We start from the raw sequence: 25,444 nt of genomic DNA on the forward strand, positions 1-25,444 counted from the left end.
CTCCTCAGTGGACGTTCATCGCGTTGCTGACCTGGACGTCGACGTCGTCGGCGGCGATGCTGACCGTGCCGCCGCTGATGTTCACCGCGCCGTTGCCGGCGTCCAGGTCGATCTGGGTGGCGGTGATGGTGATCGAGCCGTCCTGCTTCATCACGATCGAGGACCCGCCGGCGGCGTGCTCGATGGTGATGCTGTCGGCCTCGTCGGCGCGCGCCGGGCGCTGGCCGCGACCCTTGAGCTGGGCCCGACCCACCCGCACGGTCAGCTCGCCCAGCTCGATGACCCGGTTGCCGTCGCCGTCGGTGAGGTCGTGCGCCACCTTGCCGTCGTGGTCGGCGGGGGTTGCCGTGTCGGCGATGGATGAGCGGCTGCTGTCGGCCACCCCGACCGGCAGGGACAGCCACCAGTCCCCCGGCTCGGAGACCGGGGCGTGCCCGGTGGGCCAGAGCGCGCCCACCTCGACCGGGTCGTCCGGTGCGCCGTTGCGGTAGGCCAGCGCCACCCGGGTGCCCGGGTAGCGGGGCAGGATCAGCCCGCACCCGCCCCAGGCGAATGGGGTCAGGTAGGTCACCCCGGGCAGCGGAGCGGGTTGCTGCCGGCGTACCGGCAGGCGGCGGGAGCCGTTGGGGCGGCCGTCCGGGCGAACGAGGCCCTCCCACACCGTCTCGGTCTGGGCGGGCGGCTCGACCGCGCCGCTGGCGTTGGTGGCGACCGCGCGTACCTCGCCGATCTCCAGGCCGCGCGTCTCACCCCGGGCCGCGCGGGCGGCCCGGCGCACCGCCTCGGCGGCGGCCACCCCGGGCGACGACGCCGGGCCGGCCGGCTCGGCGGTCCCCACACCGGACGCGTCGCTCCAGGTGTCCCACGCCTGGGCGCTCGACGCGACCTCCACGCCCTGCACCACCGTGACGAAACCGGCGGTACGCGACAGCGTGTGCCGGGCGGCGCTGAGGTAGAGCAGCTTCGACCCCGCGCCCAGTTCCCCGGTCGACGGGGCGAACGGCGCGGCGAACGAGCCGAGCAGCGCCGCGCCGACGCTGCCCAGCGTGGTGGCCTCGTCGGTGGGGGGCGGATCGAAGCGCACCAGGTCGCCGGGCTTCAGGTCGGGGCGGCCCTTGAGGGTCAGCGTCCACGCCCGGCGGCGCGGCGCGGCGGTGCCGCCGGTCTCGGTGGCCGCGTACGGGTCGGTGTCCTGGGTGCCGTTCTCGGTGCAGGCCAGCAGACCGGTGGCGAGGGTCAGCGGCTTCGGCTCGCCCTCCGGGTACGGGATGGGACGCTTGCCGACGTGCACGGTGCCGTCGCGGATCAGCAGCATCCCCCGCCCGTACGCGTTGAGGGACTGCTGCAAGGCGCCGCCGAGACGTTCCAGGGCGGCGCGGTAGAGCAGCCCCGCCCCGAAGGCGACCCGCTCGTCGCCGGCCGCCTCGGTCGCGCCGCGGGTCATCGTGCCGTCCGGGTTGGCGCCCCATCCGGTCACGTCCACCCGGGTCCGCTCGCCGATGGCGCGGATCGCGGCGGTGAACGTGGCCGCCTCGAACCGTTCGGCGACCCGCTGCCCGAGCCGGGCGTACGCCTGCTCGACGAGGGTCAGCTCGGTGTCGTACGTCCGCTCGCCGGTGAGCCGGCGCACCTTCGTGACCCGCAGGACGGCGACCAGCGCCTGGGTCAACTCGGCCGGGGTCGGGCCGGCGTTGACGCCGACCAGGTTGGTGAAGAACGCGCCGACGGAGGTGTTGGCGTCGCGCCAGTACAGGTGCAGCTTCGCCACCAGCGGCGGTTGCCCCTCGGCGGTGCGCAGCGCGGCGAAGTGTTCGTCGACGAGCCCCTGCACGGTGACCGTGTACGCGCCGGGGCCCAGCCCGTCGGGCAGCGCGGCGTCGATGGCCGCGTAGTAGTCGGCGCTGGACAGGGTGAGCGCGGCGTCCGGGCTGATGCCGGTCGGGGTCTCCCGGTGGAAGGTGATGGTCCAGCCGGCGTCGTTGCCGACGGCGCCCTGGCGTACCTGGCCGGTCTGGAACGGCGTGAGCGTCACCGCAGCACCCTCCGCATCTTCTTGTCGAGCAGGTAGCGGTAGCGCAGCCGGGCGGGACCGAGGTCGGACTCGACGCGCTGCGCGGGCGGCCGGCGACGCCAGACGAACTCGTTGATCGGTGGTGGCCCGAACTGGTCCACCGCCCGGTCGGCGGGCCGCCAGGCCATGGTCAGGTAGGAGCCGTAGTCGCCGGAGCCGCGGACCGTCCCGGCGTGCAGCAGCCAGGCCAGCACCAGCACCTCGACGACGACCGGGGTGACGCCGGGGGCGGTCGGTGTGCCCGCGTCCGGGCAGACCCGGCGCAGGCCGGTGGCGAGCGGCACGGAGCCGAGGATGCGGGTGCCCTGGCGGACGACGAGACGCAGCGGCACCCGACCGACCAGCGCCGGTGGCCGGGACGTGGCCGTCGGCGTGGGTCGGGGCGCGAGGTCGTCGGCGGAGCTGCTGACCACGGCGAGTGGGTCGGTGGACAGCCACTGTCGGGCCAGGCCGGTGGGCAGGATCAGCACCGCGTGCACGCCCGCGCCCAGCTCGACGCGGTGCGGGAGGCCGGCGGTCAGGCCCTGGCGCACCTCGGTGAACCCGTCGGGCACCTCGATCGGTGTCTCCGGCAGCAGGTAGCGGTCGATCGGGAATGGTGGCATCAGTTGCCCAACCCGTCGGCGAGCGCGCCGACTCCGATGCTGGCCACGTCGAGCAGCTTGCCGAGCAGGCTGGGACGGGGCACGTGGACGAGGGTGATGGTGGTGTCCAGGACGTCGCGACGGGCGGCCGAGGCGTTGAAGGTCAGCGACTGCACCTGCATGTCGGTGCGGATGGTCATGGAGGTGACCAGGATCAGCCCGCCGAACTTCCCACCGGAGTACGCGGCGAGGGCGGTGCCGCGTTTGCTCGCCTCGGCCATCGTCTCCAGGGCGAACTTCCAGGCGTAGCGTTCCGCGCCGACGAGCACCCCGGTGAGCGTGATGGTGTCGTCGTGGGTGGCCACGATGGCCTTGTGGGCGGTGGAGCCGATCGGCGGCAGGTGGTACGTCTGGGCCAGGGAGATGGCGGTGACCGCCCACAGTGGGATGGGCAGCACCCCGTCGCTGATGATCGCCGACGGCACCGTGCCGTACCGCATGAAGCTGCTGGTGATCGCCATGCTCAGCGTCCTCCGGTGGGTGGCAGCGGCACCGGCGTACCGGTGGGTTCGACGGCCAGGCCGAGGTCGCGCAGGGCCTGGGTGATCTCGCGGACCTCGCCCGCGGCGCTGGTGACGCGCAGCCGCAGCCGGCGCTCGGCCAGGGCCGCGCTGATCCGGGCGGGCCGGGTGGACGCGGACCCGCGCCGGTTGATCCGGTCGATCTCGGCGGCGGCGTCCTCCATCCGGGAGATCGCGTCGAGGATGCGCGGGTCGGGGGTGAACCCGGGGTCGTCGCGCTGGAGGCGGGCGATGGCGTCGCGGAAGTCGGCGGCGTCGCGGCGCAGGTTGGCCACGAGGTTGTCGGTGAGCGCGCTGACGCCGCTGACGCTGGCGGCCCGGTGCGACTTGTCGTCGAGGAGCCACACCCAGCCGTCGTGCCCGATGCCGACGAGGTCGGTGCCGGCGACCTTGACGTTGGCGTCCGGTCCCTTGAGGAACAGCTCGATGCTGCTCAGCGAGAACGCCGCGCTGTACTCGCCGAGGACGCCCCGGCCGTAGGTGACCATGTCGTGGCGCAGGTAGGCGCGGAAGCCGGGACCGTCGTCGGCGCGTCCGCCCCCGTCGCGGAAGCGCCGCCAGAGGGTGGCCAGCGCTTCCGGGTTGTGCACGGCGAGCTGCTGGGTGAGCCAGACGTCACCGCCGGCCACCACGGCCCGCAGGTCCGGATCGCCGATGCGGGCGAGGGCGTCGGCGAGCCGGGCGTCGCTCATCTGCAGGCCACGCGAGCGGGCCCGGCCGAGGTCGTCGACGGCGGTGCGCAGCCGGGCCAGCTCGTCGGGGGTGAGCCGGCCGCCGAGGCGGGTCTGCAGGTCGGCGACGGCGGACCGTTTGCCGGCCTCGCTCTCGGCGGCGACCGCGCGCCACAGCGCGGCCGGTTCCAGCTCGGCGGCCCGGCGCAGCGCCGCCTGCCGGTCCGCCGGCATGGCCCGGAACGCGTCACCGACGATCGCGGCCGGCTCGACGTGCCGGCCGGCCGCGCCGCCGCCGTCGAACTCCCGCAGCAGCGAGTCGGCGTACGCGCCCGCGTCGTCGGCAAGCCGCAGCGGCGCGTCACCGACGATGCCCTCGCGGGGTCGGCTCAGCTCGCGCATCTCGGTGCTGAGCTGGTCGAAGTACTCACCGAGGGTCGCCACCCGCACCCCCTCGGGCAGGGTGCCTCCCTCCAGCACGTGGTCGAGGATCGCGGCGATGTTGTCCCGCAGCACGGCGATGCGTTCCAGCCGGTTGAGCGCGTTGCCCAGGTGCAGGTCGCCGACGTCGTCGACGATGCGGCGGATGAGGTGTTCCAGTAGCCGCCGGGAGCGCACCTCACCGGCCTCGCTGTGCTCGGCGATGGTCCGCATGAAGCGCCGCAGCCGGGGGTTCGCGTCGGCGGCGGCGTGCACGGCGGCGGCGTCGAGGAACCGGCCGGCGCGGAACCGGCGGGGCCCGGTCACGGCCGCACCACCGGCACGCGCGGGCCGGCGGCGGCACCGCCGGGCTGCGAGTCGAGCACCATGAGGATGAACCGGGCGCCCTCCGGGCCGCCGACGGCGCCGCTGAGCATCGCCTCGCGCTCCACGTACGCGAGGATCGGCTCCATCAGCTTCTGCACGACGCGTTCCAGCACCTCGTTGAGCAGGATCTCGGTGAGGAACCCCTGGAGCAGGTCGCGGGACGCGGCCTCGACGATCTGTCGGGTGACCCGGCGTACCACGTACCCCCGGGCGGCACGCAGCCCCGCGCGGACGCCGAAGCGCAGCGCGACCCGGCCGCCGCGCACGGCCGCGCCACCGATGGTGCCGGCCTCCGGGATCAGCGACATCGCCAACCCGAGGTACGCGGCGAACAGCTCGACCTCGATCTCGGTGCGGGTGAGCACCAGCTCCGGGTCCAGCATCGAGGAGTAGAGGCGCTCGCGTTGGTGGGCGTGCGCCACGTCGACGGCGGCGACGGCGACCCCGACCACGAAGCCCAGCGGCGGGCAGAGCAGCGACAGCGCGATGATCCCCACCATGACGGCGAAGGCGCTCAGCGCCTCCCGGCCCAGCTCGGTGCTGAACAGGCTGTCGACGCCGCTGGCGTAGTAGGGGTTGCCGCCGAAGAACTCGCCGAGCTGCTGGTGGGTGACGAGGTGGATGCCCTGCAACGCGTAGCGTCCGCCGGCGATGGTGGCCGACGGGATGTGTTCGCTGATCCGGCTGGACCGGAAGGCGAAGTGCGCGTCGGTGCGGGCGCGGCCGAGCATCTCGGTGTTGTGGCGTCGCATGTCCTGCAACACCCGCCACAGCTCGTCGCGGATCGCCGACCGGTTACCGGCGAAGCGGGCCAGCACGTCGGGCAGGTCGCTGATCTGCTTGACCAGCGGGTCGACGCCCTCGGCCTCGCCGCGCTGGATAACCAGCGCCTGTTCGATCTCGGCCAGGGTCCAGAGCACCGCGTGCGAGTCGCGGATGCGGGTGACGCCGTCGCGTTCGACGATCTCGCCGGCCGCGCCGGGGCTGGTCAGGGCCGCCTCGGCGGCGAGGAACCCGCTGGAGATGGCGCGGGCGGCCCCGTACCAGGCGGTGGACGGGTTCAGCACGCTCAGCGTGGCGACGGCGCCGCCGCCGGCGTCGGTGTGCTCCTGCGTCCACCGGGCGGCCTCGTGGCGGCGCAGCCGCTCGCGCAGCCCCTGCAACTCGGCGTAGTCGGTGAGCTGGGAGACGATCAACCGCTCGAAGATCGGCGCGTACGCCTCGAAGCGGGCGATCCGCGCCTCGATACCGTTGCGCGAGCTGAGCAGGAGTTGCACCAGCATGGCCTGGCTGCCGACGACGAACAGCTCACCCACCGCGGCGTTCACGGCCGGGCTGAGCGCCTGCGCGAAGTGCAGGTTCCAGGACGCGGACGTGTCGATCCAGCCGCCCTGGATCCGCGCGAAGTGCTCGGGCTGGCGGTAGCGGCGCATGACGAGTTGGGCGAGATGGTCGAGGCGGGGCACGACGCCGGCCAGGTGACGCAGGAACTGCACGGCCGGCGAGGCGACCGGTCGGAAGTCCAGCGGGCCGAGTCGCCCGCTGCCCTCGGGCACCGGCCGGGTGAACGCCTCCCGCTCGGCCGAGCCGACGAGCAGGCTGATCGCGGCGGCCCGGCCGCGCAGCACGGCGGCGGCCTGGAGGCAGAAGTTCGCCGGGTAACGGCACGGCTCGCCCATCTGCAACCGGAACGCGATGTCGTCCATCAGTCGGCGCAGCTCGTCGCCGTCCGGGCCGAGCGCGGCCAGCTCCGGCTCCCCGTTGAACGACGCGCAGGCGGGCATCGTGGAGTGCCCCGCCCCGACGGCGGGGAACCGCCGCCCCTCTACGCCCGGCGGTGCGCTGGGGCTGCTCGGGTCGAAGACGAAACCGCCCCGCCGGGCGGCGGTGCCACCGTCGCCGGTGCCACCGGCCCCGCCACCGGGACCGCTACCCGTGCCGAGGCCGCCCGAACCGGTTCCGCCCGGTCCACCGCCACCCGGGCCGCTGCCCGCTCCGCCGCCGGCTCCGTTCCCCGTGCCGACTCCGGTGCCCGTGCCGGCCCCGCCGCCGGACGGCGCGTTCGGATCGGGCGGGGCGGCCGGGCGCTGCTCGACGCTGATCGGCAACAGGTTGGCCGTGCCGGTGAAGTGCAGCGTGGCGTCGGTCTCCTCGGTGCTGACCAGCAACAGGGAGACGCCGCCGATGTCGACCACCACCAGGCTGGTCGGCGTGGCCCCGCCCACCGACGCGAGGATCGCGTCGACCCGCCGCGTCACCTCGGCGTCGACGGCCCGCTCGATCTGCGCCTGGTACTCCTCGACGCTGGTGGTCTCGCCGCGCGGCGAGGCGATCCGCAGCCGCCGCCGGATGTCGCCGCTCAACTCCTCGTCCACCATGGCGACCAGGGCGCTGCGGTCGGCGACCGGCCGCCGCTGCACCGTCCCGGGTTGCGGGCTGGGCACCCGCGCCTCGACCTCGAAGTGGGGTTGCGGGGTGGCCCGGAACACCGTCTCGCCGAACTGCTCGAAGGTCAGGACCGACAGTGGAGTGGTGGTCACCATGATCGCCCAGACCGGGCGGCCGTCCACGTCGATGACCCGGGCGATGATCCCCTGCGGGGCGCCCGACGGGAGGCCGCCGTGCTGGCGTACCGCCTCGCGGGCCAGCTCGGCGAAGTGACCGGCCAGGTAGGCGGCCGGGCGCAGCAGCCACTGGTAGGTCACCCGCGGCGGCTCGGGGCCGTCCACCGGCACCTCGGCGGCGTCCCCACCGGCGTCGTAGGACGGCACCCGGTACACGGCGAGCAGGTGGCGCATCCGCTGCGGGTCGAACAGCTCGGTGGCCGGTTCGCTCAGCGGCAGGGGCACCCCGGGCGGCAGGCCCGGGTCGAGCCGCGCGGCGGCGACGACCTCGTCGACGCGCCGGCGCAGCCGGGCCTCGAAGGCACGCCGCTCGTCCGGCGTCACGTGCTCCCGGGCCGCGCCGGTCCAGCGGAACTCCGGCGCGTCGGTGCGTACCTCCAGGTAGCCGCCGTGTGGCGCGACCGCCTCCTGGCGGGAGCGTTCCAGGGCGCGGGCCAGGGCGGCGGCGAGCGCGTCGGTGACGGCCTCCGGCCGCTCGGTCACCGACCGCGCGTCCAGCCGGATCCGCACCGGCACGTGCACCGAGATGGCCACCGTCAGAACCGCCCGTCCAGGTGCTCGGCGAGGCGGGCCAGCGCGAGGTCCGCGAGCGCGTCGGCGTCGAACGCGCCGCCGGCCGCGACCACCTCGATCTCCACCGGGAAGTGGTACGCGATGACGGCGCGATCGTCCTCGGCCACCTGCTCGGCCTCGGCCTCGCTGCCGGCCGCCGGCAACACCAGCTCACCCGCGTGCACCAGGGCCAGCCCGGTACGGGTGACCCGGGCGGCGCGGCCAGCTCCGGTCGCCATCTGTTACCTCCGGTTGATCCTGGTGGAATTACGGCAGGACGGACGGGTCGCCGGTCTTCGGGTCGACCGAGGCCGCCAGGCTGAAGCCGCTGAACGTCGCGGCCGGTGCGCCGGAGATGGTGGCGGTGGTCGGGGTGGCGCTGGTGATCAGGCAGTCCTGCAACACGAAGGACGAGAACGCCCAGTCGTCGCCGGTGTGCTCCAGCAGCGCGATGTCGAACAGCTCGCCGTCGAGGGCCAGTTTGGTGAGCCGGCCGGCGACGTCCCCGATCGCCTTGACGGTCATCGTGAAGTTCATCGACACGGGCGCGTGGATGGCGCCCATGTGGGTCACCTCGCACGAGTGCAGCGCCTCGACGTTGAGCGAGAAGGACGGGCTGAACGAGTCGATCGGGCTGATCAACACCGTCTCGGTGCCCTTGGTGTACTGCACCGCGAGGCGGGTCTTCCACTCCATGGTCTGGTTCCTCCGGTCAGAACTTGGCCACGAGCGTGACCAGCAGGCGGCTCACGGCCGGGCCGTAGGTGACGGTGACGACGAGGTCGACGGTGCGGTCGGCCCGGGCGGTGGTGACGATCGACGTGTCGGTGGCGGTACGGGCGACCTCGGGGATGGTGAGGATGTCCAGCACGGGGATCTCGATGCGGTAGTCGTCGATCACGGCCTGCCGCTTGAGCGGGCCGAGGATGCCGTCCACCTGGGTCTTGAGCAGGGTCATGCCCGGCTTGGTGATGCGGGCGTCGCCGACCAGGCCGATGAGTCCGGCGCGGAGCATGAACTCGATCTGATCGAGGGTGCGTACCAGGTCGACGTGCAGCAGGCTCGCGTCGGTGGTGAAGAGCCGCCCGTCGGCGAAGTGCAGGCTCTCGCCGGTGATCAACGTGGGGTCGATGATCGGGGTGAGGTTGGCCTCGGAGAGACCCTTGATCTCGGCCGGGCTGTACTGCTTGGCCACCGGGATGGCCACCCCGCGGATCTTCTTCAGCACGATGCTGTGGTGCACCGGCAGCCCGGCCACGGCGGCCATGGCGGCGGTGGCCGCGTCGCCGTCCGCGCCCCGGGCGGCGATCATCAGCATCCGGCTGGTGCTGCTCTTGAGCGGGTTCGCGGCGGTGGTGATGTCGGTGACGTAGGTGGGGCTCTTCTCCGTCGCCGGGTTGACCATGGCGAAGCCGATGCGGCGTTGGCCGGCAGCGGACATCGTCTCCACGTGCGCCTTGAGCGCGTGCAGCCCGGTGGGCGCGCCCGCGCCGGCAGGGTTGCCGACGGTCGACTCGTTGGCCAGCGACACCATGGTCACGTCGTCGGCGGCCTCCAGACCGCTGAGCGCGGCGGCGTAGTCGTCGCCGGCGACCTTGACGCCGTACACCTTGGCCGGGCGCGGGTCCTGCAGGAACGCCAGTTCGAGCGAGTTGTAGAGGGCGTTGCGGACCACGTTGCCGGCCTGTCGGCGGGCGAAGTTGGTCACCGCGTCGTCGAGGGTCTCGATCCGGACCGGTGTGTTGGCCGGGGCGGACCCACCGTCGGCCGTGGACGGCGTCTTGCCCACCACGGCGATGACGCCCGGCGAACGCTGGGCCAGCGGCGCCGGGGGCGGCACGATCCGGACCTCGATGAACGGGAATGCTGCTGTCGGTGCCACGGGTCCTCCCGGACGAAGTTGCTGCTGGTCTGATCTCAGGTCGGGACGGCGGCGAGCCCGATGCCGCTGCGGGCGAGCCACTGGCCGGCACGGGCGAACCGGTCGGCCCGCTTCTGCGCGGCGGTGCCGGTGTCACCGCCGGGCCAGCCGTCGTCGTCGAACGTCTCGACGGGCACCACCCACACGGCGACCACCCGGTGTCGCCGCCGGACGTCCTCCGGCGCGGGCACGTCCAGCCCCAGCTCCTCGGCGCGGGCACGGACCAGCCGCGTCTCGACGAGCAGGTCGGCCAGGGAGAAACCCTGGTCGCGGACCAGCACGGCGGCGGCGAACGGCAGCGGGCGGGGTGTGGGTGGGGTGGCCGGCGGCGCGGCGTAGCGCAGCCGCACGGTCGCGCCGGCGGCCTGCCCGCGCATCCGGTCCACCAGGTCACCGGCGTTCGCCGCGCCGACACCGGCGAGCAGCCGGTCCAGGTGCGCGTCGGTGAAGGCGGCGGGCTGGTGCAGGCCCGCCCGCAGCCGGGCCACCAGTCGGGTACGGCGCTCGGTCTCCAGCAGCGTCGGATCGGCCGGCAACGCGCCCAGGTCGGCGATGATCTGCGGGTCGACGTCGAAGGCCGGCGTCGCCACGTCGAGGTCCTCGACCCGGTCCCGGGCGGCGCTCGTGCGCACCACGAGGCTCCCCCGCCAGAGCGCGTCGATGCGCAGCGCCGACCCGCCGAGTCCGTGCAGACGCACGCGCAGCTCGGTACGGGCCGTGCCACCCTCGCCCAGCCACTCCCCCTCGGCGAGGGTCACCGGCGCGGCGGCGAAGCCGAGGGTCAGCTCGTCGAAGACGGCCGCGTACGGGGGCGCGACGGGCATCGCCTCGGTGTCGTACGCGGCCTCGACCAGGTGGGCCAGCGAGGCGTCGTCGAAGAGCGCGGCGCGGGTGCCCGGGTCGGCCAACCGCACCAGCACACCGTCGACGAAGTCCACCGCTGCGGCCTCCCCGCTGCCCACGCCGGCGCACACCGCCCGGTCCGGCACGAGGATCGCGAAAGGGCCGTCACCCGAGCGTCACCGCCACCGTCACCGCACCGGTCACCGGCCGAACTGTCGGCAGCCCGACCGGTGACCGATCGCGACCTCAGGGGCGCAGGACCACGCGCAGCGGGTGCGGGGCGGTGCTGGCGAGGTCGTCGAGCACGGCCCTCAGCAGCGCGTGCTGGCCGGGCGGCTCGTCGGCGAGGAGCTGACCGGCGTCGGTGACCAGCAGGGCCAGCGGGCCGGCGTCCAGCCGGTCCCGGAGCACGTCGGCGAGGGCGTCCCAGGTGTCGCCCAGGTACGCCGGCAGGGCCAGCGCCTCGGCCAGCGCGGCGAAGAGCGCGGGTCGGGTGCGGGCCGCCGCCCCGGCCAGTACCACCGCGCCAACCTGCTCAGCGTCGTCCATGCGGGTGCCTCCTGGACCGGCTGGCCACCGGGTCGGTCAGAGCCGGTAGAAGTCGGTGTAGTGGTTGGGCGAGAACCAGGTGACGCCCGTGCTGCGGTTCACCACGATCCGGTACGCGTCGCGGGCCGCGCCCTGGGTGCGGGGGTACACGTCGTACTCGTAGTAGGTGGCGTTCGTGGGCAGTTGACCCTCGTAGTTGTAGAACCGGCCACCGGCGAAGTTGGACAGCCCGCCACTCCAGGAGTACCAGCCGCGGCTGGTCGGGAAGCCCTTGGCGGACCAGCCGGAACGTGCGGTGCGCGCGTCCGCGCAGCGGCTGATGGTGCAGGAGCTGTAGACCGCCGCCGACGCGGAGTCCGTCAGCCGTGGGGTGAGCACGGACGGGCCGACCAGCGCGGCGGCGACCAGGGCGAGGAGCAGGGCGAGGGTGGTGGTACGCCGGCGGATCGCGCCGAGCGTGGCAAGCGGGGACACGAGGGTGGACACAGGCTGCCTCCAGACCATCCGATCCATCGATCAACGTGAGTGGCAGGTCGCGCTCAGTCTGGCCGTTGCCCGCGGTCGGCGACAGTCCCGCCGGCCCAACTGCTCCACAATGCCCGGTGAACCGCGGGCAACCGGCATTGTGTCGCACATCGGCGCGGCGGCGGGCATTTCGGTCATCCGTTGTTAACGTGAGCTGCGGGCGCGCGGACCCGTGACCGTGAAGGGGTGCCATGACGGACGCTCCCGAGCAGGAACCGAGGCCCGCGGATCTGTGGCGGCAGCGGGTCGTCCGCGCGCTGAGGATCACCCGGAACGGCAGCGTGCGCGGCTGGCGGTGGTGGGCGCGCACGTGGGACCGGCTGGTGGCCGCGCTCCAGGACGAGGCCCCCGTCGGCGCCGGCCCGTCTCCGCCCGGCCCGCTGGTCGAGCAGCGCGACGCGCCCCGGCTGATCGCGGTGCCCGCGCAGGGGTACGTCTACTCGTTCTACGTCCGCGCCACCTTCGCCTGGTCGTCACCGGCGAGCCTGCGGGCCGAGGTGCTGAACTGGTACGTGGGGTACTTCCAGCCGAACGCCGTCCAGCGACTGACCCGGCTCGCCGCCGATGCCGCCCGGGACCTGCCCCCGCACCGGGCCGCCGACCTGGAGGTGGCGTTGCAGCGGGCGCTCGCCGAGGACCCGGAGTGGTCCTACCGGCGCGGGGACGTCCTCGTGACCTGCCGACCCGACGCCGCCGTACGCCTCGACGAGCGGATGATGCCGGCGCTACGACCCCACGTCGACGCGATGGTGCGGATGGAGTACCAGTTCGACGAGCAGATGCGCCGGGCGACGTACGCCGAGGAGTTGAGCCGGCGGTGGGCGACGATCCTCGGCGACCGCCTTGACGAGGACGCGGACCAGGAGATGGCGGACGCCCGCGAGCACCTGCTCGCCGCCCAGCGGGAGGCCGCGCGCTGGATCGGCGACCTTCTTCACCACCGGGTCACCAAAACTTGATCGCGACTGGTTAGCATCCTCCCGTCCTTCCACCAGGGAAGGCACGGGGGAGGAACGCACGATGCAACTTGAACGCAACTGGAAGCCGTACGCGAAGGGCCCGGCGCTGCTGGTCCTCGCCGTCGTCCTGCTGTTCTCGCCGGAACTGCTGGCGATGATGAACCAGGAGTTCACCTTCGGCAACTGGGTCGGGTACGCGATGGCGGCGCTGGCCCTGATCGGCGGCCTCGGCGCGGTGCGGGAGAGCCGCGAGGCGTTCGCCGTCCGCATCGGTGAGCAGGGCATCACCTGGACCAAGGGACCGAACACCACCGAGTTCGGGTGGTCGGAGGTGACCCGGGTGGCGATCGAGAAGAAGCCGAACGCCGGCAAGCTGGAGAAGCCGAGCATGCTCACCGTCTGGGTGGCCGACCAGACGCAGCGCGCGGTGCCGCCCGACGTCGAGCTGACCGGCCTGCGCGGCTACCGCGTCGCCGACCTGCGGAACACCCGGCAGTCGCGCGACGAGGTCGCGGCCGCGCTGCGCCAGTACGGCGGGGACCGCTACCCCACGCCGGCCGCCTGAGTCTCGGAGCCATCAATGTCGACAATGCCCACTCCCGCGCCCGTGCCACCCCCTGCCCTGCGGCCACCCGCCGACGGGGAGTGCCAGTTCTGCGGCAGTCACCCCGCCGCGCGGGTCTCGTTCCAGTCGATGACGAGCATCGTGATCCTGTACGTCGTCTCCTCCCAACGCGGCTGGATGTGCCGCGCCTGCGGCCTCTCGCTGTACCGCCACCACACCAACAAGACCCTGCTGGCCGGCTGGTGGGGAATCGGCATCATCGGCATTCCGATCTTCCTCGGCTTCGACCGCTTCCGGTTGCGGCGCATCCTGCGGCTCGCCCCGCCCCAGCCGACGCCGGGCGTCGCGGCGCACCTGCCCGCGCCCCTCGACCCCGGCAAGCCGGTCATCCAACGCCCCGGCGCGATCGTGAGCCTCATCCTGCTGACCCTGTTCCTCCTGATCGCCGCCTGCGGCGCCCTAGCCTTCGCCACAACCCCCTGACGCGGCTTTTTCATGATCACTTGATGGTGACCAGTTGTCAGAGGTGCCGGAGAACTGGTCACCATCAAGTGATCGTCAGGATGGGCGGCGGCTGGCCAGGATCGCCAGGGTCTGCTGACGGACCTCGGCGGGGTTCGCCAGCAGGCGACGGTGGGTGAAGCGGACGACGAGGATTCCCGTGGTTGCCAGCAGGGCGTCGCGGCGGAGGTCGATCTCGCGTTCGGCCGGGTCACCGTGGCTGGTGGCACCGTCCAGCTCGACGTTGACCCGCTCGGCCTCGGCGAGCATGTCAAGGTAGATGGTCCGACCGCCGACTCGCACCGGTGCCTGGCGGACGAACGCCGGCATGCCCGCCCCCGTGAACACGTGATCGTGGCCCCAGATCTCCAGCGGGCTACGGCAGCCGGCGGCGAGCCGGTCCACCAGGCCACGCAGCGCCGCGCGGTCGGTCAACCGGGGCTCCTCGGCCAGGGCGGCGACGAGTCGCTGTGACGTGGTGATCCGGTCATTGACGGCGCGGATGACCGGCCCGGGGCGGTCGCCCGGTGGCAGCAGCGGCCAACAGTCCACCAGGGTCCGGTCGAGTCGCGTCACGGGGAACCCACCTCGTACCACCGCCTGCGGCGGTTCGGCCGCGAATCCCGTGCGGTGTCGGAGAATCAACCCGGGCCGGCCACGCAGACCCGAGCCGATCGGTACGTCGACGTACACCGGCTCGCCGGATGGCTGGCGGCGCAGGCCCCACACGTCGAGCGCGGTCAGCCGGCAGAGCGCACCCCGACCGTCGGCGTACGCGAGAGCCGCCCGCCGCGCCACTTCGGGTTCGACGCGGGCCAGGAGCGGTTCCGCGGTGCTCGTCCCGGAGAGCAGGGTGGCGTCCAAATAGACCCCGGGCAGCGCCCGGACCAGCCGACCAGCCCGGCACGCGGCCTGAACCGTCCACTCGGGTGCCGCCCGCACCATCTCCCGCCAGGTGCACACCCCACCCCCGGAAGCCACGAGCGCGCACAGCCGCGAGTCCATGGGACGAACCTGCCGTACCGCGCCCCGGCACACCGGCCACGCACGCGACCCTGTGGACAGCGCGCACTCCTGTGGACGACGTCCCAGACCGCGCCTCGATGTGGTAGGCGGGACCTGTCAAACGCGCTCGTCACCTGGCGAGTGCACGGGGAGACCGGCACGCCGGAAACCCAGCGCCCCTCGGGAGTCACGGTCCGCCTTGTACGCGGCGCCGAGCACGAGGTTGATCGCGACCCGGTTGGCAATGTCGTCAAAGTCATCGATACCGAAGGCCCGGAACAGCTGAATGCCGTCGGTGGGCCCGTTCCGGACCTCGATCCGCCCATCCACGTCGAAGTAACTGGACGCGGTGACGGACTCCTTGTCGAAGACGCCGTTCGGGCCGGCCACCACCGGCTTGTCCACGACATCGGTCAGCTCGTGCGGGGCCGCGATGAACTGCTCCAGCCGGGCCGAAGCTCGCCGCGCCCCCGCAGCATCATCCGACTCGAACACCCACACCCAGATCTTGCGAGGGTGTGCGTTCCAGCAGATGAGTTCGGGCCCGGAGAAGTTTCCGTCAACGTCGCACGTCACGAGTGCGTCCGGAAAACGCTGCCGCAGGTCTGCCACACGGGTGGCGAGACCGCCCGCGTAGGCGGCGTGTTCCGAGATGTCCCACGCCACCTACGGCTCCCGCATCCAGGTCTTCGGGTCGGTCACGAAGACGCCCTTGCCCTGCTGCCGTCGGATCGCGCGCAGCGCCTCCAACCGGGCGTAGGCCATCTGCACGGTCCCATGACTGACGTCGTAGCGGGAACGCAGTTCGGCGATCGAGGGCAACTTGTCCCCCGGCTTGAGCTTCTTCGACCTGACGTCGGCGATCACATCGTCGGCGATGCGCCAGTAATCCGGCACTTCTCGCATGGCACTCCTCGCGTGGCAATCCGATTTGATCACACCGCGACGCGCCTAACAAGCAGCGTTGACTCATCTAGCATGTCTAGATATGTTGATCCCGAGCCGGTCCTCGCGTGGCAACGAGTGCGGCTCATCCCCTCGGTCGGGGCGGGTGCGTGCACCCGCCCCGACCCCGCCTGCCCGCAGAGAGGATCGTCGTGGCTCAGGTGTATCGAGGAAGCCAACCCCTGCCGGCCGGCTACCCCGCCCGGCTGACGCCGTACGAGGTGCGGACCCGCGAGTTCGCCGCCCGTCGGCGCGGCGTCGACCCCGATGAGGTACGCGAGTTCCAGGCCCGCGTGGCCGACGAGCTGAGCACGCTGAACGAGACGGTACGGCTGCTCAGTCAGGAGAACACCCGGCTCGGGCGCGCGCTGCGGGACTGGCAGAGCATGCACGCGCGGGAGTGCCGGCCGCCGCACGAGCAGCACCCCGACGTCCGCGACTGGTGACCACGCGCCCCTCCCCCGGAGACCTGATCGTCATCGACGGGCGAGCCTCGGTGCAGTTCGCCGGGGATCGCGCCCTGACCTTCCGCGTCGTCTCAGTCTGCACCCTGCCGGCCTACCAGGGCTGGGCCTGGTTGATCGGCTACCTCATCGACCGCCGAGGCGTCGCGACCGCCAAACGGGAGATCTTCGTTCAACTCATCGGCCTGACAGCGGCCGAGTCATCGCATGAGACCGGAGCGCGCTCAGCGCAGGCAAGACCGGATCAAGCCGCCTTGTAGACGGTGTCGAGATGCCATTCGAGGAAGTCAGCGCGTGGCCGATCGCTGCGTCGTTCCGGCAACGCGATCTGTTCACCAGCCTTCGCATAGAACTGGTCGCCGTTGCCGAACTCGCTGCGAAGCCGGGGACTGACCAGTAGGCGATGCTTTGGATCGACACCGAGGTAGCCACGGTCGAAGAGGATGTGCACGTCGGACTTGAGCAATAGGCCATTGTCCAGCCGATGCTCGCCGCCGAGCGGGAGCGGACGGATGTGCGCAGCCTGCAACACGGGCTGGACTCTGTTGCCGGTGATCGCACAACGCCGGCCGTAGGCCCCCAGGACCACCGCCTTGAACGACTGTTGCCCGAGCCGTTGGGGCACCAGCCGCGGATCGCCGTAGACGGGACCGGGGCGGTGCCACGGACCACTCAGGTCGACCGCCGCCGTCGTCCCGATCAGACGATGGATCAGCAGATCGAAGTACGCCGCAGCATCAGCGTCGGCCAGGTTGTAGGTCTTGCCCTGCACGACGTTCGGCGCGAATCGTGGCGGTGGATCAACGGTCGACTCGTCGGGGAAGAAGGTCACGTCGCGGACAAAGATACAGCCGATGATCGGGTCCTCCCCGGCACCGATCGCCTGCTTGCGGTAACGCCCGACACTGCGGCGCATCTCGTCGATACTCGAGGCGCCGTTGGCTTCGCCGAAAAGGTCCCAGGCCTCGGAGATCCGCAGCTGGGTGAAGCCGCTGAAGAAGCCGCCGCCCACCACCCGGTTCAGCGGAGAGTGCGCCTTGAACAAGAAGGGCTCACCGGGCGTGAGAGCGCGGAAGGTGCCACCGGAGGGCCGCCAGAAGTTGACCTCGTTCAGCGCGGGCCGCTCGGCCAGATAGCGGTACCACCTCTCGTCGGTCACACCCACGAACGCCTTCACATCGAACAGCGTGCGTCAAAGTGGATCTAAAGACCACCATCTGAACGGTCACCAGCGGGCGCGTCGCGACGGCCACTGTCCTCAGGAACATCGTGCACGGGCACTGAGAGCGCGGCAGCCGTACCCGCTGGCCGGCCGAGCAGCGCCTGCCGCAGCGCCGCCGACTGCTCTACCGACCCACCGCGGACACCGAGGCTCCGTCGAGCCGCCCGGTAGTAGGCATCGCGGGCCTCGTTGACCCGGGCCAGCATCTCGGAGATGTCAGACGATGGATCGACGATGGATCGGGCGAGCCGTTCCACCTGCCAGACCGCATCGCGCCAGTTGGCGGCGGCGGCGACCGTCGGCTCGTCGCCGAGCAGCAACAGGTTCTCCCAGACGATGGTCCTTCGCGTCGGACTCGGCCAGCCGGGCCAGACCGCCCTCCCGGTCGATCGGGTGGCTATGCGACTCCGGCCGCAGGTCAGCCGTCATCCGCAGCGCCACCGCGTAACTCTCCTTGAGGGCGTGCGCGTAGTCGACGTACGCATCGAGCCGCCGCTCGTCCCAGCGGGTGCTTTGGCTGCGCCGCCACCGTGCGCGATCGGTCAGGGTAGTGGCGAGGATCGTGCCCAGGGTGCCGACCAGCACACCGAGAAGTGCCGGAAGCTGCGTCACGAATGTACCCACGACGCCGAGGTTGTCAGCACCGGGCAACCCGCGCCAGCCCCGACCCGATGGTCCAGATCAGGCACGGTCCGACTCCGAGCGCCGCCGACGCGTCCGGGACTGATGATCTAGGCTGACGCCCGTCGAGATGCGGGGCAGGAACTGAGTGGCAGGGTGTGGAGCAGTGGGCGTCTCAGTAGCTCGCTTTCACGTGGATTCCGGCCCGAGTCCCCTGTTCGCCCGTGTCCGTCAGGTGCTCACCGGAGTTCGACCGCTTCGGCTGCACGGGGCGCATCTGCGTGAGCGGGTCGATGGGCACGACGCTCCCCTAGCTGATCTGGAGAAGTTCGATCCGGAGGCATGGGAGCTCATTCTCGTGGAAGCACGGACAGACACCGGGAAGTTCGTGTCGACAACCTGGCGACGCCGCTATCCCGACGGGACCTGGTGGGTCGTGGTCGGATTTGGCGACACGGTCCGAACGCTCTACCGCGCCTCACCCACGAAGCAAGGACGAGGCGAGGGCATCGTGACGCATGGCCCTCTCTGGGAACTCGCCGATCGCGTGAACGCGCAGCTGATCCTCGACAGTTGATATTGGCCAGTCCTGCACCCCCGCGTCAGCTCCGGCGAGTCGCCAGGATGGTGACGGTTTCCCGGCGTACGGCGACGGCCTCGCCCTCCCGGCGACGGTGGGCGAAGGACGGGCCGAGCGCGCGACGTTCAGGCCGCCAGCGCGGCGTAGCGGCCGTTGCGGTCCAACAGGCTGCCGTGGGTGCCGGCCTCGACGATGCGGCCGTGGTCGAGGACGGCGATCTGGTCGGCGTCGCGGACCGTGGAGAGGCGGTGGGCGATGGTGATGGTGGTACGACCCTGGGCGAGCACGTCGAACGCCCTCTGCACGGCGCGTTCGGTCTCGGTGTCCAGGGCGCTGGTGGCCTCGTCGAGGACCAGGATGCGCGGGTCGCGCAGCAGCGTACGGGCGATGGCGAGCCGTTGCTTCTCACCGCCGGAGAACCGGTGCCCACGGGAGCCGACCTCGGTGTCGTACCCGTCGGGGAGCGCGACGATGAGGTCGTGGATCTGGGCGGCGCGGGCGGCGGCCTCGATCTCGGCGTCGGTGGCGTCCGGCCGGGCGTAGCGCAGGTTCTCCCGGACGGTGGTGTGCAGCAGGTACGTCTCCTGGCTGACCACGCCGACGATCGCGGCCAGGTCGGCCAGGCGCAGGTCGCGCAGGTCGACGCCGTCGATGGTGACGCGGCCGGCGGTCGGGTCGTGCAGGCGGCTGACCAGGCCCGCGAGGGTGCTCTTGCCGGATCCGGTCTCGCCGACGAGGGCGAGGCTGGTGCCGGCGGGCACGTCGAGGGTGATGCCGGCGAGGGCGGCGGTGTCGCTGCCCGGGTAGCCGAAGGTGACGTCTTCCAGGCGCAGGTGTCCCTGGACCCGGGCCGGGTCGAGGCGGACCGGTTCGGCGGGGTCGTCCACGTCGACCGGCAGGTCGAGGTATTCGAAGATGCGGGCGAACAGGGCCAGCGACGCGGTCAGCGACACGCCCACGTTGAGCAGGCCCATCAGCGGCCGGAACAGGCCGCCCTGCAGGGCGGTGAAGGCGACCAGGGTGCCGATGCTCAGTGTCCCGGCGGCGCCGGGCAGGCCAGCGGCGAGGTAGATGACGGCCGGTACGGCGGCGAAGATGATGCTCATCGAGGCCATCCGCCAGCGTCCGGCCAGCTCGCTGCGCAGTTCCAGGTCGACGAGCCGCTCCGAGGAGGCGGTGAACCGGTCGACCAGCGCGGGGCCGGTGCCGAGGGTCTTGGCGAGCTGCACCCCGCTGATGGACAGCCCCTCCTCCACCGTGACGTTGAGGTCGGCGAGTTCGCGTTGGCGCTGGGCGGTGATCTCGCGGCGCATCCGGGCGACCCGACGGGTCAGCCAGATGGCCGGTGGCAGCACCACGAGCGAGACCAGGGAGAGCTGCCAGGAGAGCGCGACCATCGCGACGGCGGTGGCGACCACGGTGGTGAGGTTGGCCGCGACGGCGGTGGCGGTGGACGTGACCACCGACTGCATGCCGCCGATGTCGTTGGTGATGCGCGACTGCACCTCGCCGGTGCGGGTGCGGGTGAAGAAGCCCAGCGACTGCCGCTGGAGGTGACGGAACACGTCGGTGCGCAGCCGGTGCATGACCCGCTGCCCGACCTGGGTGGAGATCCAGGTCTGGACGACGCCGAGCGCGGCGGTCACGGCGGCGACGGCGACCATGCCGAGGACCAGCCAGACCAGCAGGGTCACGTCACCCTGCGGGAGGGCCTGGTCGATCACGGTACGGAGCAGGAACGGGCTCGCCATCGCGACGATCGAGGAGAGCACGATGATCGCGGTGACGACGGCCAGCGCGGGTCGGTGGGGGGTGAAGAGGCGGCCGATGCGGCGCAGGGACACCTGGCGGGCCTGCTCCTTCTCCTCGGCGCTGACGGTGCGGTGGCCGCGGTCGCGGCCCATCGGGGTGGGTTCCAAGGGGAACTCCTTCCGGAAGGATATGCTGAGGTTACCTCAACATGAGGGAACAACAGCATCGGCTGCTACCGTATTCCGGTGACCGAGGACACCGCCGACAGCGGCGACGAGAGCCTGGCCGAGACGTTCTGGGCGGTCGCGTCCCGCCTGCGTCGGCAGACCCGCGAGTCACTGGCCCCGTGGGACGTCACCCCCAGCCAGGCCCGGGCGCTGGGCGTGCTCGGCCGGCACGGCGAGGTACGCCCCGGCACCCTCGCCGAGCACCTGCGCATCGCGCCCCGCTCGGCCACCGAGGTCGTCGACGACCTCCAGGCCCGGGGGCTCGTCGAGCGGCGACCCGACCCGGCCGACCGGCGGGCCACCCTGGTCGCGCCGACCGCCGAGGGCACCCGGGTCAGCGCCGCCATCCGGGCCGCCCGCCGCGCCGAGGCGGACCGCTTCTTCGGCCACCTCCCCGACACCGACCGGGCCGAGCTGGCCCGCATCCTGCGCACCCTGCGCACCTGATGTAAGGAAGGGCACCTTATTAACGCCTGGTGTATAAGAAGGGGCCCTTCCTTACATCAGGGCTCTGGTTTACCTGGCTTGTGTGCGGGTAGCCAGCCGCCCCGTTCGTCGCTGCGGCGGGACCGGCCGCCACCGCGCCGGGAAGCGCGACAGGAGACGCCCGATGTGCGGGATCAGCGGAGAGGCACGCTTCGACGGCCGACCGCCCGACGCGGCGGCGGTCACCCGGATGACCGAGGCGATGCGCTCCCGCGGACCGGACGCCGAGGGCCTGCTGACCGACGACTGGGTGACCCTCGGGCACCGCCGGTTGACCATCATCGACCTGTCCGACGCCGGCGCCCAGCCGATGGCGCGCGACGATCTGGGCCTGGCGCTGGTCTTCAACGGCTGCGTCTACAACTACCCGGAGCTGCGCGAGGAGCTACAGAACGCCGGGTACGCCTTCAGATCCACCAGCGACACCGAGGTGATCCTGGTGGCGTACGCGCACTGGGGCGAACGTTTCGTCGACCACCTGGTCGGCATGTTCGCGATCGGCCTGGTCGACCGGGTCCGGCGACGCCTCGTGCTGGCCCGCGACCGGCTCGGCATCAAACCGCTCTACCTCGCCGAGAGTCCCGGACGGCTCCGGTTCGCCTCCACCCTGCCCGCGCTACTGCGCGCCGGGGACGTCGACACCGGCATCGATCCGGTGGCGCTGCACCACTACCTGTCCTGGCACTCCATCGTGCCCGCGCCGCGGACCGTGCTGCGCGGCGTCCGCAAGCTGCCACCGGCCACCCTGCGGATCGTCGAGGCCGACGGGCGCAGCCGGGAGCAGGTGTACTGGCAACCCGACTACGTGCGGGAACCCGCCGACGCGCGGATGGACGCCGCCGACTGGCGGGCCGCCGTCGGGGACGCGCTGCGCACGGCGGTACGCCGCCGGCTCGTGGCCGACGTCCCGGTCGGTGTGCTGCTCTCCGGCGGTCTGGACTCCAGCCTCATCGTGGCGCTGCTCGCCGAGGCCGGTCAGGCGCACCTGCGCACGTTCAGCATCGGCTTCGACAGTCGGGGCGACGAGTCCGGCGACGAGTTCCACTACTCCGACCTGGTGGCCCGCGCGTACGACACCGACCACCAGCGGATCCGGCTCGCCGACGACGACCTGGCGCCCGCCGTCCGCAACGCCGTGCGGGCCATGACCGAGCCGATGGGCAGCCACGACGTGGTCGCCTTCCACCTGCTGTCGGAACAGGTGGCGAAGCACGTGAAGGTGGCCCAGTCCGGGCAGGGCGCGGACGAGGTGTTCGCCGGCTACGGCTACCACCAGCCGCTGGTCGACGCACCTCGGCACGGTGCCGCCGAGACGTTCGCGGCGGCGTTCTTCGACCGGGACCACGATGGGCTGCGTGCCGTCGTCGGCCCGGCGTACGCGCTGGACCACGACGCCAGCCGGGACCTGCTCGCCGGGCATCTCGACGCGCCCGGGGCGCAGACCGCGCTGGACGCGGTGCTGCGCCTGGACACCCACCTGATGCTGCCCGACGACCCGGTCAAGCGGGTGGACAGCATGAGCATGGCGTGGGGGTTGGAGGTGCGCACGCCGTTCCTCGACCAGGACCTGGTGGCCCTCGCCGCGCACTGCCCGCCGGAGCACAAGGTGGCGCAGGGCGGCAAGGGTGTGCTCAAGGAGGTGGCCCGGGAGGTGCTGCCGGCCGAGGTGATCGACCGGCCGAAGGGTTACTTTCCGGTGCCGGCGCTGCGCAACGTGGACGGACCGGTGCGCGAACTGGTCGCGGAGGCGTTGCAGGCCCCGGCGGCGCGCGAGCGAGGCCTCTTCCGCCCCGAGTACGTCTCGCGTCTGCTCGCCGAGCCGGACCGGGCCGAGGCGGCCGCCGGCAGCAACAAGCTGTGGCAGCTCGGCCTGCTGGAGCTGTGGCTGCAGACCCACGGCATCACCTGAGCCACCGCCGACTCCTGCAGCGCGGAAACGGGAGCGGCCCGGTCCGTCAGGCGGCGGCGGTCTGGGCGGCGAGGTCGTCGATGACGGCACGCAGGTCGCCGGTGTCGTCGAGCACCCGGCGCTGTCGGGTCGCGCCGGTGCCGTCGCGGCGCAGCCGGGCCAGTTGGGCCAGGACGTAGCCGAGGTCGCCGTGCCGCAGCAGCGCCGGGGCGATCGTCGCCATCAGGTCGTCGACCAGGTCCCAGGCCGGGCGGGCGCCGCCGGCCCGCAGGTCGATCAGCTCGCCGTCGAGGCCGTCGTGGGCGGCCCGCCAGTGCGCCGCGGCGACGAGGCAGTCGCGCACTCCCGGGGCGGGCACACCGGCGCGTACGTCGTCGGCGAGCGTCGCGACCAGGCTGCGGACCAGGGCGGCGACCAGCACCGCGTCGTCCACCGTCGGGCAGACGTCGCCGACGCGCACCTCGACGGTCGGGTACGCCGACGACGGCCGGGCGTACCAGTACACCATCGCGGCGTCCAGCATGACGCCGGCGGCGATCAGCTCGTCGACCGTGCGGTCGTAGTCGGTGACCGACTCGAAGTACGGGGTGGGGCCGATGCTGGGCCAGCGTTCCAACTGCATCGACCGCCAACTGGCGTGGCCGGTGTCGTACCCGTCGTGCAGCGGCGAGTTGGTGGTGAGGGCCTGCACCACCGGCAGCCACACCCGCAGGTGGTTGCAGACCTGCACGGCCAGTTCCCGGTCCGGCAGCCCGACGTGCACGTGACACCCGCAGACGGCCGGATCGTGTGCCACCGGCCCGTACCGGCGCGACATGGCGTGGTAGCGCGGCTCGTCGGGCACCGTCCGGTGCGGCTCGGCCACCGGCGTCGCTCCGACGGCGACGAGCCGGGCCCCGGCCCGGGCGGCGGCCTCGACGGCCGATCGCCGCAGCGCCACCAGGTGGGTACGGAGTTCGTCGAGGTCGGCGCAGACCGGGGTGACCATCTCGACCATGCTGTGCCGGAACTCCTGGCGGCTCTGGTCGCGGGCCGGGCCGCGCAGGGCGGCCCGCACCTCGTCGGCGACCGCCAGGTTGCCGCCGCTGGCCGGGTCGAGCAGCAGGAACTCCTCCTCGACGCCGAGGGTGAGGGTGCCGAGGTCGGCAACGGCGTCGACGGTCGCCGGTCGGTACGCCATCTCCGCCTCCATCCACTGCTGCGGCCACGGGCGGGCAGCCGGGCCGACGGGCGGCTCGGTTTCCCGGCGCGGGCGGTCGGCAAACGCGCGGTCAGCCCGCGGCCAGCGCCGCCGCCCGCGCGGTGAGGAAGGCCCGTTCGGCCGCGTTGTCCGTCAACGCCACGGCCGTCCGGTACGCCTCGACAGCCTCGGCGTCGCGGCCGAGCCGGGCCAGCAGGTCGGCGCGGACCACGTGCCGCACGTGGTATCCGGGCAGGTCGAGCCGGTCCACCTCGTTCAGCGCCACGGCCGCGCCGGCAACCTCGGCGAGCGCGACGGCCCGGTTCAGCGCCACCACCGGGCCCGGGGCGACGACCGTGAGCTGGTCGTACAGCGTGAGGATCTGTCCCCAGTCGGTGTCGGCGGCGCGGGGCGCGACGCTGTGCACGGCGGCGATCGCGGCCTGGATCTGGTACGGCCCCGGCCGGCCGCGGCGCAGGCAGCGGCGCACCAGCGCCTGCCCCTCGGCGACGAACGCGGCGTCCCACCGGCTCCGGTCCTGCTCGGGCAGCGGCACGAGGTCACCGCCGACGGTGGTGCGGGCGACTCGGCGGGATTCGGTGAGCAGCATCAGCGCGAGCAATCCCAGCGCCTCCGGCTCGTCCGGCATCAGCTCGACGAGCAGCCGGGCCAGCCGGATCGCCTCGGCGCACAGGTCGGCGCGGACCAGGTGCGGGCCGGCGCTGGCCGTGTAACCCTCGTTGAAGATCAGGTACAGCACCGCGAGGACGCCGTGCAGCCGGTCGGGCAGGTCGGCGTCGCTCGGCACCCGGTACGGGATGCGCGCGTGGCGGATCTTCGACTTGGCGCGGACCAACCGCTGCGCCATGGTCGCCTCCGGCACCAGGAACGCGCGGGCGATCTCGGCGGTCCGCAGGCCACCGAGCAGACGCAGGGTGAGCGCGACCCGGGTGGCCGGCGCGAGCGCCGGATGACAGCAGGTGAAGATCAGACGGAGCTGGTCGTCGCGCACGGGCCCCTCCTCGGCGGGTGGGTCGGGGGCGTACAGCAGGGCCGCCTGGGCGTGCCGGTCGGCGCGGGTCGCCTCCCGACGCAACCGGTCGATGGCCTGGTTACGGGCGGTGGTGATGACCCAACCGGCCGGGCTGGCTGGTGGGCCGCTGGTCGGCCACCGCCGCAGCGCGATCGTGAAGGCGTCCTGCACGGCCTCCTCGGCGAGGTCGATGTCGCCGAGGAGGCGCACCAGGACGGCGACCGCGCGGCCGTACTCGGCGCGGAACACCGCCTCCACGTCGGGCAC

Annotated in this window: 27 protein-coding genes; 8 read left to right on the top strand and 19 right to left on the bottom strand. The window is 72.5% G+C overall.

Annotated features, from left to right (window positions below; translation table 11 throughout):
- Positions 1–4 precede the first annotated feature (4 nt).
- The 11 genes from ACQP03_RS18090 to ACQP03_RS18140 all read right to left on the bottom strand — a co-directional run bounded on the left by ACQP03_RS18090 (position 5) and on the right by ACQP03_RS18140 (position 11,677).
- On the bottom strand, positions 5–2,032 hold the full coding sequence (locus ACQP03_RS18090; RefSeq protein ID WP_357118182.1) for a hypothetical protein: 2,028 nt from the start codon (positions 2,030–2,032) through the stop codon (positions 5–7).
- Positions 2,029–2,676 carry a hypothetical protein gene (locus ACQP03_RS18095; RefSeq protein ID WP_357118179.1) on the bottom strand — a complete coding sequence of 216 codons (648 nt, stop codon included), beginning with the start codon at positions 2,674–2,676 and terminating at the stop codon, positions 2,029–2,031. Before ACQP03_RS18095 ends, ACQP03_RS18090 begins: the two co-directional genes overlap by 4 nt.
- Positions 2,676–3,176: a hypothetical protein gene (locus ACQP03_RS18100; protein ID WP_053659787.1), complete on the bottom strand. Its 501-nt coding sequence runs from the start codon at positions 3,174–3,176 to the stop codon at positions 2,676–2,678. The genes ACQP03_RS18095 and ACQP03_RS18100 overlap by 1 nt, the downstream gene beginning before the upstream one ends.
- A gap of 2 nt (positions 3,177–3,178) precedes the next feature.
- On the bottom strand, positions 3,179–4,654 hold the full coding sequence (locus tag ACQP03_RS18105) for a hypothetical protein (protein ID WP_357118176.1): 1,476 nt from the start codon (positions 4,652–4,654) through the stop codon (positions 3,179–3,181).
- A complete protein-coding gene (locus tag ACQP03_RS18110; protein WP_433457626.1) occupies positions 4,651–7,872 on the bottom strand; it encodes a hypothetical protein in 3,222 nt (1,073 codons plus the stop codon). The genes ACQP03_RS18105 and ACQP03_RS18110 overlap by 4 nt, the downstream gene beginning before the upstream one ends.
- 2 nt (positions 7,873–7,874) lie before the next feature.
- Positions 7,875–8,129, bottom strand: a complete 255-nt coding sequence (locus tag ACQP03_RS18115) for a hypothetical protein (protein ID WP_355051243.1) — start codon at positions 8,127–8,129, stop codon at positions 7,875–7,877.
- Between the two features lie 28 nt (positions 8,130–8,157).
- Positions 8,158–8,586 (bottom strand): hypothetical protein, encoded by a 429-nt coding sequence (locus ACQP03_RS18120; protein ID WP_355051244.1) that lies wholly within the window; start codon positions 8,584–8,586, stop codon positions 8,158–8,160.
- Between the two features lie 16 nt (positions 8,587–8,602).
- Complete coding sequence (locus ACQP03_RS18125) at positions 8,603–9,772, bottom strand: hypothetical protein (protein WP_357118171.1); 1,170 nt, start codon at positions 9,770–9,772, stop codon at positions 8,603–8,605.
- A 35-nt stretch (positions 9,773–9,807) separates the two neighbouring features.
- The gene (locus tag ACQP03_RS18130) at positions 9,808–10,773 is read right to left on the bottom strand and encodes a hypothetical protein (RefSeq protein ID WP_357118168.1); all 966 of its coding nucleotides are present in this window, start codon (positions 10,771–10,773) and stop codon (positions 9,808–9,810) included.
- A gap of 127 nt (positions 10,774–10,900) precedes the next feature.
- The gene (locus ACQP03_RS18135) at positions 10,901–11,203 is read right to left on the bottom strand and encodes a barstar family protein (RefSeq protein WP_357118165.1); all 303 of its coding nucleotides are present in this window, start codon (positions 11,201–11,203) and stop codon (positions 10,901–10,903) included.
- Positions 11,204–11,239: 36 nt separating this feature from the next.
- Positions 11,240–11,677, bottom strand: a complete 438-nt coding sequence (locus ACQP03_RS18140) for a ribonuclease domain-containing protein (RefSeq protein ID WP_357397406.1) — start codon at positions 11,675–11,677, stop codon at positions 11,240–11,242.
- A gap of 242 nt (positions 11,678–11,919) precedes the next feature.
- Between ACQP03_RS18140 and ACQP03_RS18145 the strand changes: the two genes are divergently transcribed.
- The 3 genes from ACQP03_RS18145 to ACQP03_RS18155 all read left to right on the top strand — a co-directional run bounded on the left by ACQP03_RS18145 (position 11,920) and on the right by ACQP03_RS18155 (position 13,735).
- On the top strand, positions 11,920–12,687 hold the full coding sequence (locus tag ACQP03_RS18145; RefSeq protein WP_357118159.1) for a hypothetical protein: 768 nt from the start codon (positions 11,920–11,922) through the stop codon (positions 12,685–12,687).
- Positions 12,688–12,748: 61 nt separating this feature from the next.
- Positions 12,749–13,252, top strand: a complete 504-nt coding sequence (locus ACQP03_RS18150) for a hypothetical protein (protein ID WP_357118156.1) — start codon at positions 12,749–12,751, stop codon at positions 13,250–13,252.
- Positions 13,253–13,267: 15 nt separating this feature from the next.
- Positions 13,268–13,735 (top strand): hypothetical protein, encoded by a 468-nt coding sequence (locus tag ACQP03_RS18155; protein WP_357118153.1) that lies wholly within the window; start codon positions 13,268–13,270, stop codon positions 13,733–13,735.
- Between the two features lie 75 nt (positions 13,736–13,810).
- On the opposite strand, the gene ACQP03_RS18160 is transcribed toward ACQP03_RS18155, so the two are convergent.
- From ACQP03_RS18160 to ACQP03_RS18170, 3 genes are all read right to left on the bottom strand, one after another.
- Positions 13,811–14,758 (bottom strand): DUF559 domain-containing protein, encoded by a 948-nt coding sequence (locus tag ACQP03_RS18160; protein WP_357118150.1) that lies wholly within the window; start codon positions 14,756–14,758, stop codon positions 13,811–13,813.
- Between the two features lie 117 nt (positions 14,759–14,875).
- The gene (locus ACQP03_RS18165; protein WP_433457630.1) at positions 14,876–15,424 is read right to left on the bottom strand and encodes a hypothetical protein; all 549 of its coding nucleotides are present in this window, start codon (positions 15,422–15,424) and stop codon (positions 14,876–14,878) included.
- Positions 15,425–15,664 (bottom strand): winged helix-turn-helix domain-containing protein, encoded by a 240-nt coding sequence (locus ACQP03_RS18170; RefSeq protein WP_433457632.1) that lies wholly within the window; start codon positions 15,662–15,664, stop codon positions 15,425–15,427.
- A gap of 191 nt (positions 15,665–15,855) precedes the next feature.
- Here ACQP03_RS18170 and ACQP03_RS18175 point away from each other — a divergent pair, with 191 nt between their 5' ends.
- Together ACQP03_RS18175 and ACQP03_RS18180 are read left to right on the top strand one after the other, a co-directional pair.
- Positions 15,856–16,149 carry a DivIVA domain-containing protein gene (locus ACQP03_RS18175; RefSeq protein WP_433457634.1) on the top strand — a complete coding sequence of 98 codons (294 nt, stop codon included), beginning with the start codon at positions 15,856–15,858 and terminating at the stop codon, positions 16,147–16,149.
- The gene (locus ACQP03_RS18180; RefSeq protein ID WP_396833017.1) at positions 16,146–16,427 is read left to right on the top strand and encodes a hypothetical protein; all 282 of its coding nucleotides are present in this window, start codon (positions 16,146–16,148) and stop codon (positions 16,425–16,427) included. Before ACQP03_RS18175 ends, ACQP03_RS18180 begins: the two co-directional genes overlap by 4 nt.
- Here the strand turns inward: ACQP03_RS18180 and ACQP03_RS18185 are convergent.
- A complete protein-coding gene (locus tag ACQP03_RS18185) occupies positions 16,412–17,344 on the bottom strand; it encodes an HNH endonuclease (protein ID WP_396833016.1) in 933 nt (310 codons plus the stop codon). The two genes, ACQP03_RS18180 and ACQP03_RS18185, sit on opposite strands and share 16 nt — an antisense overlap.
- A gap of 261 nt (positions 17,345–17,605) precedes the next feature.
- Positions 17,606–18,001 (bottom strand): hypothetical protein, encoded by a 396-nt coding sequence (locus ACQP03_RS18190; protein WP_433457637.1) that lies wholly within the window; start codon positions 17,999–18,001, stop codon positions 17,606–17,608.
- A gap of 175 nt (positions 18,002–18,176) precedes the next feature.
- Between ACQP03_RS18190 and ACQP03_RS18195 the strand changes: the two genes are divergently transcribed.
- Positions 18,177–18,587: a hypothetical protein gene (locus ACQP03_RS18195; protein ID WP_396833014.1), complete on the top strand. Its 411-nt coding sequence runs from the start codon at positions 18,177–18,179 to the stop codon at positions 18,585–18,587.
- Positions 18,588–18,715: 128 nt separating this feature from the next.
- Here ACQP03_RS18195 and ACQP03_RS18200 read toward each other — a convergent pair whose 3' ends face one another.
- The gene (locus ACQP03_RS18200) at positions 18,716–20,494 is read right to left on the bottom strand and encodes an ABC transporter ATP-binding protein (RefSeq protein WP_357119411.1); all 1,779 of its coding nucleotides are present in this window, start codon (positions 20,492–20,494) and stop codon (positions 18,716–18,718) included.
- Positions 20,495–20,587: 93 nt separating this feature from the next.
- Between ACQP03_RS18200 and ACQP03_RS18205 the strand changes: the two genes are divergently transcribed.
- Complete coding sequence (locus ACQP03_RS18205; protein WP_396833013.1) at positions 20,588–21,016, top strand: MarR family winged helix-turn-helix transcriptional regulator; 429 nt, start codon at positions 20,588–20,590, stop codon at positions 21,014–21,016.
- 163 nt (positions 21,017–21,179) lie between these two features.
- Positions 21,180–22,964, top strand: a complete 1,785-nt coding sequence (locus tag ACQP03_RS18210) for an N-acetylglutaminylglutamine amidotransferase (RefSeq protein ID WP_357398436.1) — start codon at positions 21,180–21,182, stop codon at positions 22,962–22,964.
- A 46-nt stretch (positions 22,965–23,010) separates the two neighbouring features.
- Here ACQP03_RS18210 and ACQP03_RS18215 read toward each other — a convergent pair whose 3' ends face one another.
- Positions 23,011–24,144, bottom strand: coding sequence for a carboxylate-amine ligase (locus tag ACQP03_RS18215; RefSeq protein ID WP_357169786.1), 1,134 nt, complete (start codon positions 24,142–24,144; stop codon positions 23,011–23,013).
- Positions 24,145–24,235: 91 nt separating this feature from the next.
- Positions 24,236–25,444 (bottom strand): RNA polymerase sigma factor, encoded by a 1,209-nt coding sequence (locus ACQP03_RS18220; RefSeq protein ID WP_357398438.1) that lies wholly within the window; start codon positions 25,442–25,444, stop codon positions 24,236–24,238.

The sequence above is a fragment of the Micromonospora sp. CA-248212 genome (assembly GCF_050948405.1).
Classification (GTDB): Bacteria; Actinomycetota; Actinomycetes; order Mycobacteriales; family Micromonosporaceae; genus Micromonospora.

Excerpts from the sequence above, each read along its gene's own strand:
- ACQP03_RS18170 (WP_433457632.1), bottom strand. The coding sequence starts at position 15,664 with ATGCGAGAAGTGCCGGATTACTGGCGCATCGCCGACGATGTGATCGCC.
- ACQP03_RS18145 (WP_357118159.1), top strand. The coding sequence starts at position 11,920 with ATGACGGACGCTCCCGAGCAGGAACCGAGGCCCGCGGATCTGTGGCGG.
- ACQP03_RS18115 (WP_355051243.1), bottom strand. The coding sequence starts at position 8,129 with ATGGCGACCGGAGCTGGCCGCGCCGCCCGGGTCACCCGTACCGGGCTG.
- ACQP03_RS18135 (WP_357118165.1), bottom strand. The coding sequence starts at position 11,203 with ATGGACGACGCTGAGCAGGTTGGCGCGGTGGTACTGGCCGGGGCGGCG.
- ACQP03_RS18155 (WP_357118153.1), top strand. The coding sequence starts at position 13,268 with ATGTCGACAATGCCCACTCCCGCGCCCGTGCCACCCCCTGCCCTGCGG.
- ACQP03_RS18120 (WP_355051244.1), bottom strand. The coding sequence starts at position 8,586 with ATGGAGTGGAAGACCCGCCTCGCGGTGCAGTACACCAAGGGCACCGAG.
- ACQP03_RS18095 (WP_357118179.1), bottom strand. The coding sequence starts at position 2,676 with ATGCCACCATTCCCGATCGACCGCTACCTGCTGCCGGAGACACCGATC.
- ACQP03_RS18200 (WP_357119411.1), bottom strand. The coding sequence starts at position 20,494 with ATGGGCCGCGACCGCGGCCACCGCACCGTCAGCGCCGAGGAGAAGGAG.
- ACQP03_RS18210 (WP_357398436.1), top strand. The coding sequence starts at position 21,180 with ATGTGCGGGATCAGCGGAGAGGCACGCTTCGACGGCCGACCGCCCGAC.
- ACQP03_RS18215 (WP_357169786.1), bottom strand. The coding sequence starts at position 24,144 with ATGGCGTACCGACCGGCGACCGTCGACGCCGTTGCCGACCTCGGCACC.
- ACQP03_RS18160 (WP_357118150.1), bottom strand. The coding sequence starts at position 14,758 with ATGGACTCGCGGCTGTGCGCGCTCGTGGCTTCCGGGGGTGGGGTGTGC.
- ACQP03_RS18100 (WP_053659787.1), bottom strand. The coding sequence starts at position 3,176 with ATGGCGATCACCAGCAGCTTCATGCGGTACGGCACGGTGCCGTCGGCG.
- ACQP03_RS18150 (WP_357118156.1), top strand. The coding sequence starts at position 12,749 with ATGCAACTTGAACGCAACTGGAAGCCGTACGCGAAGGGCCCGGCGCTG.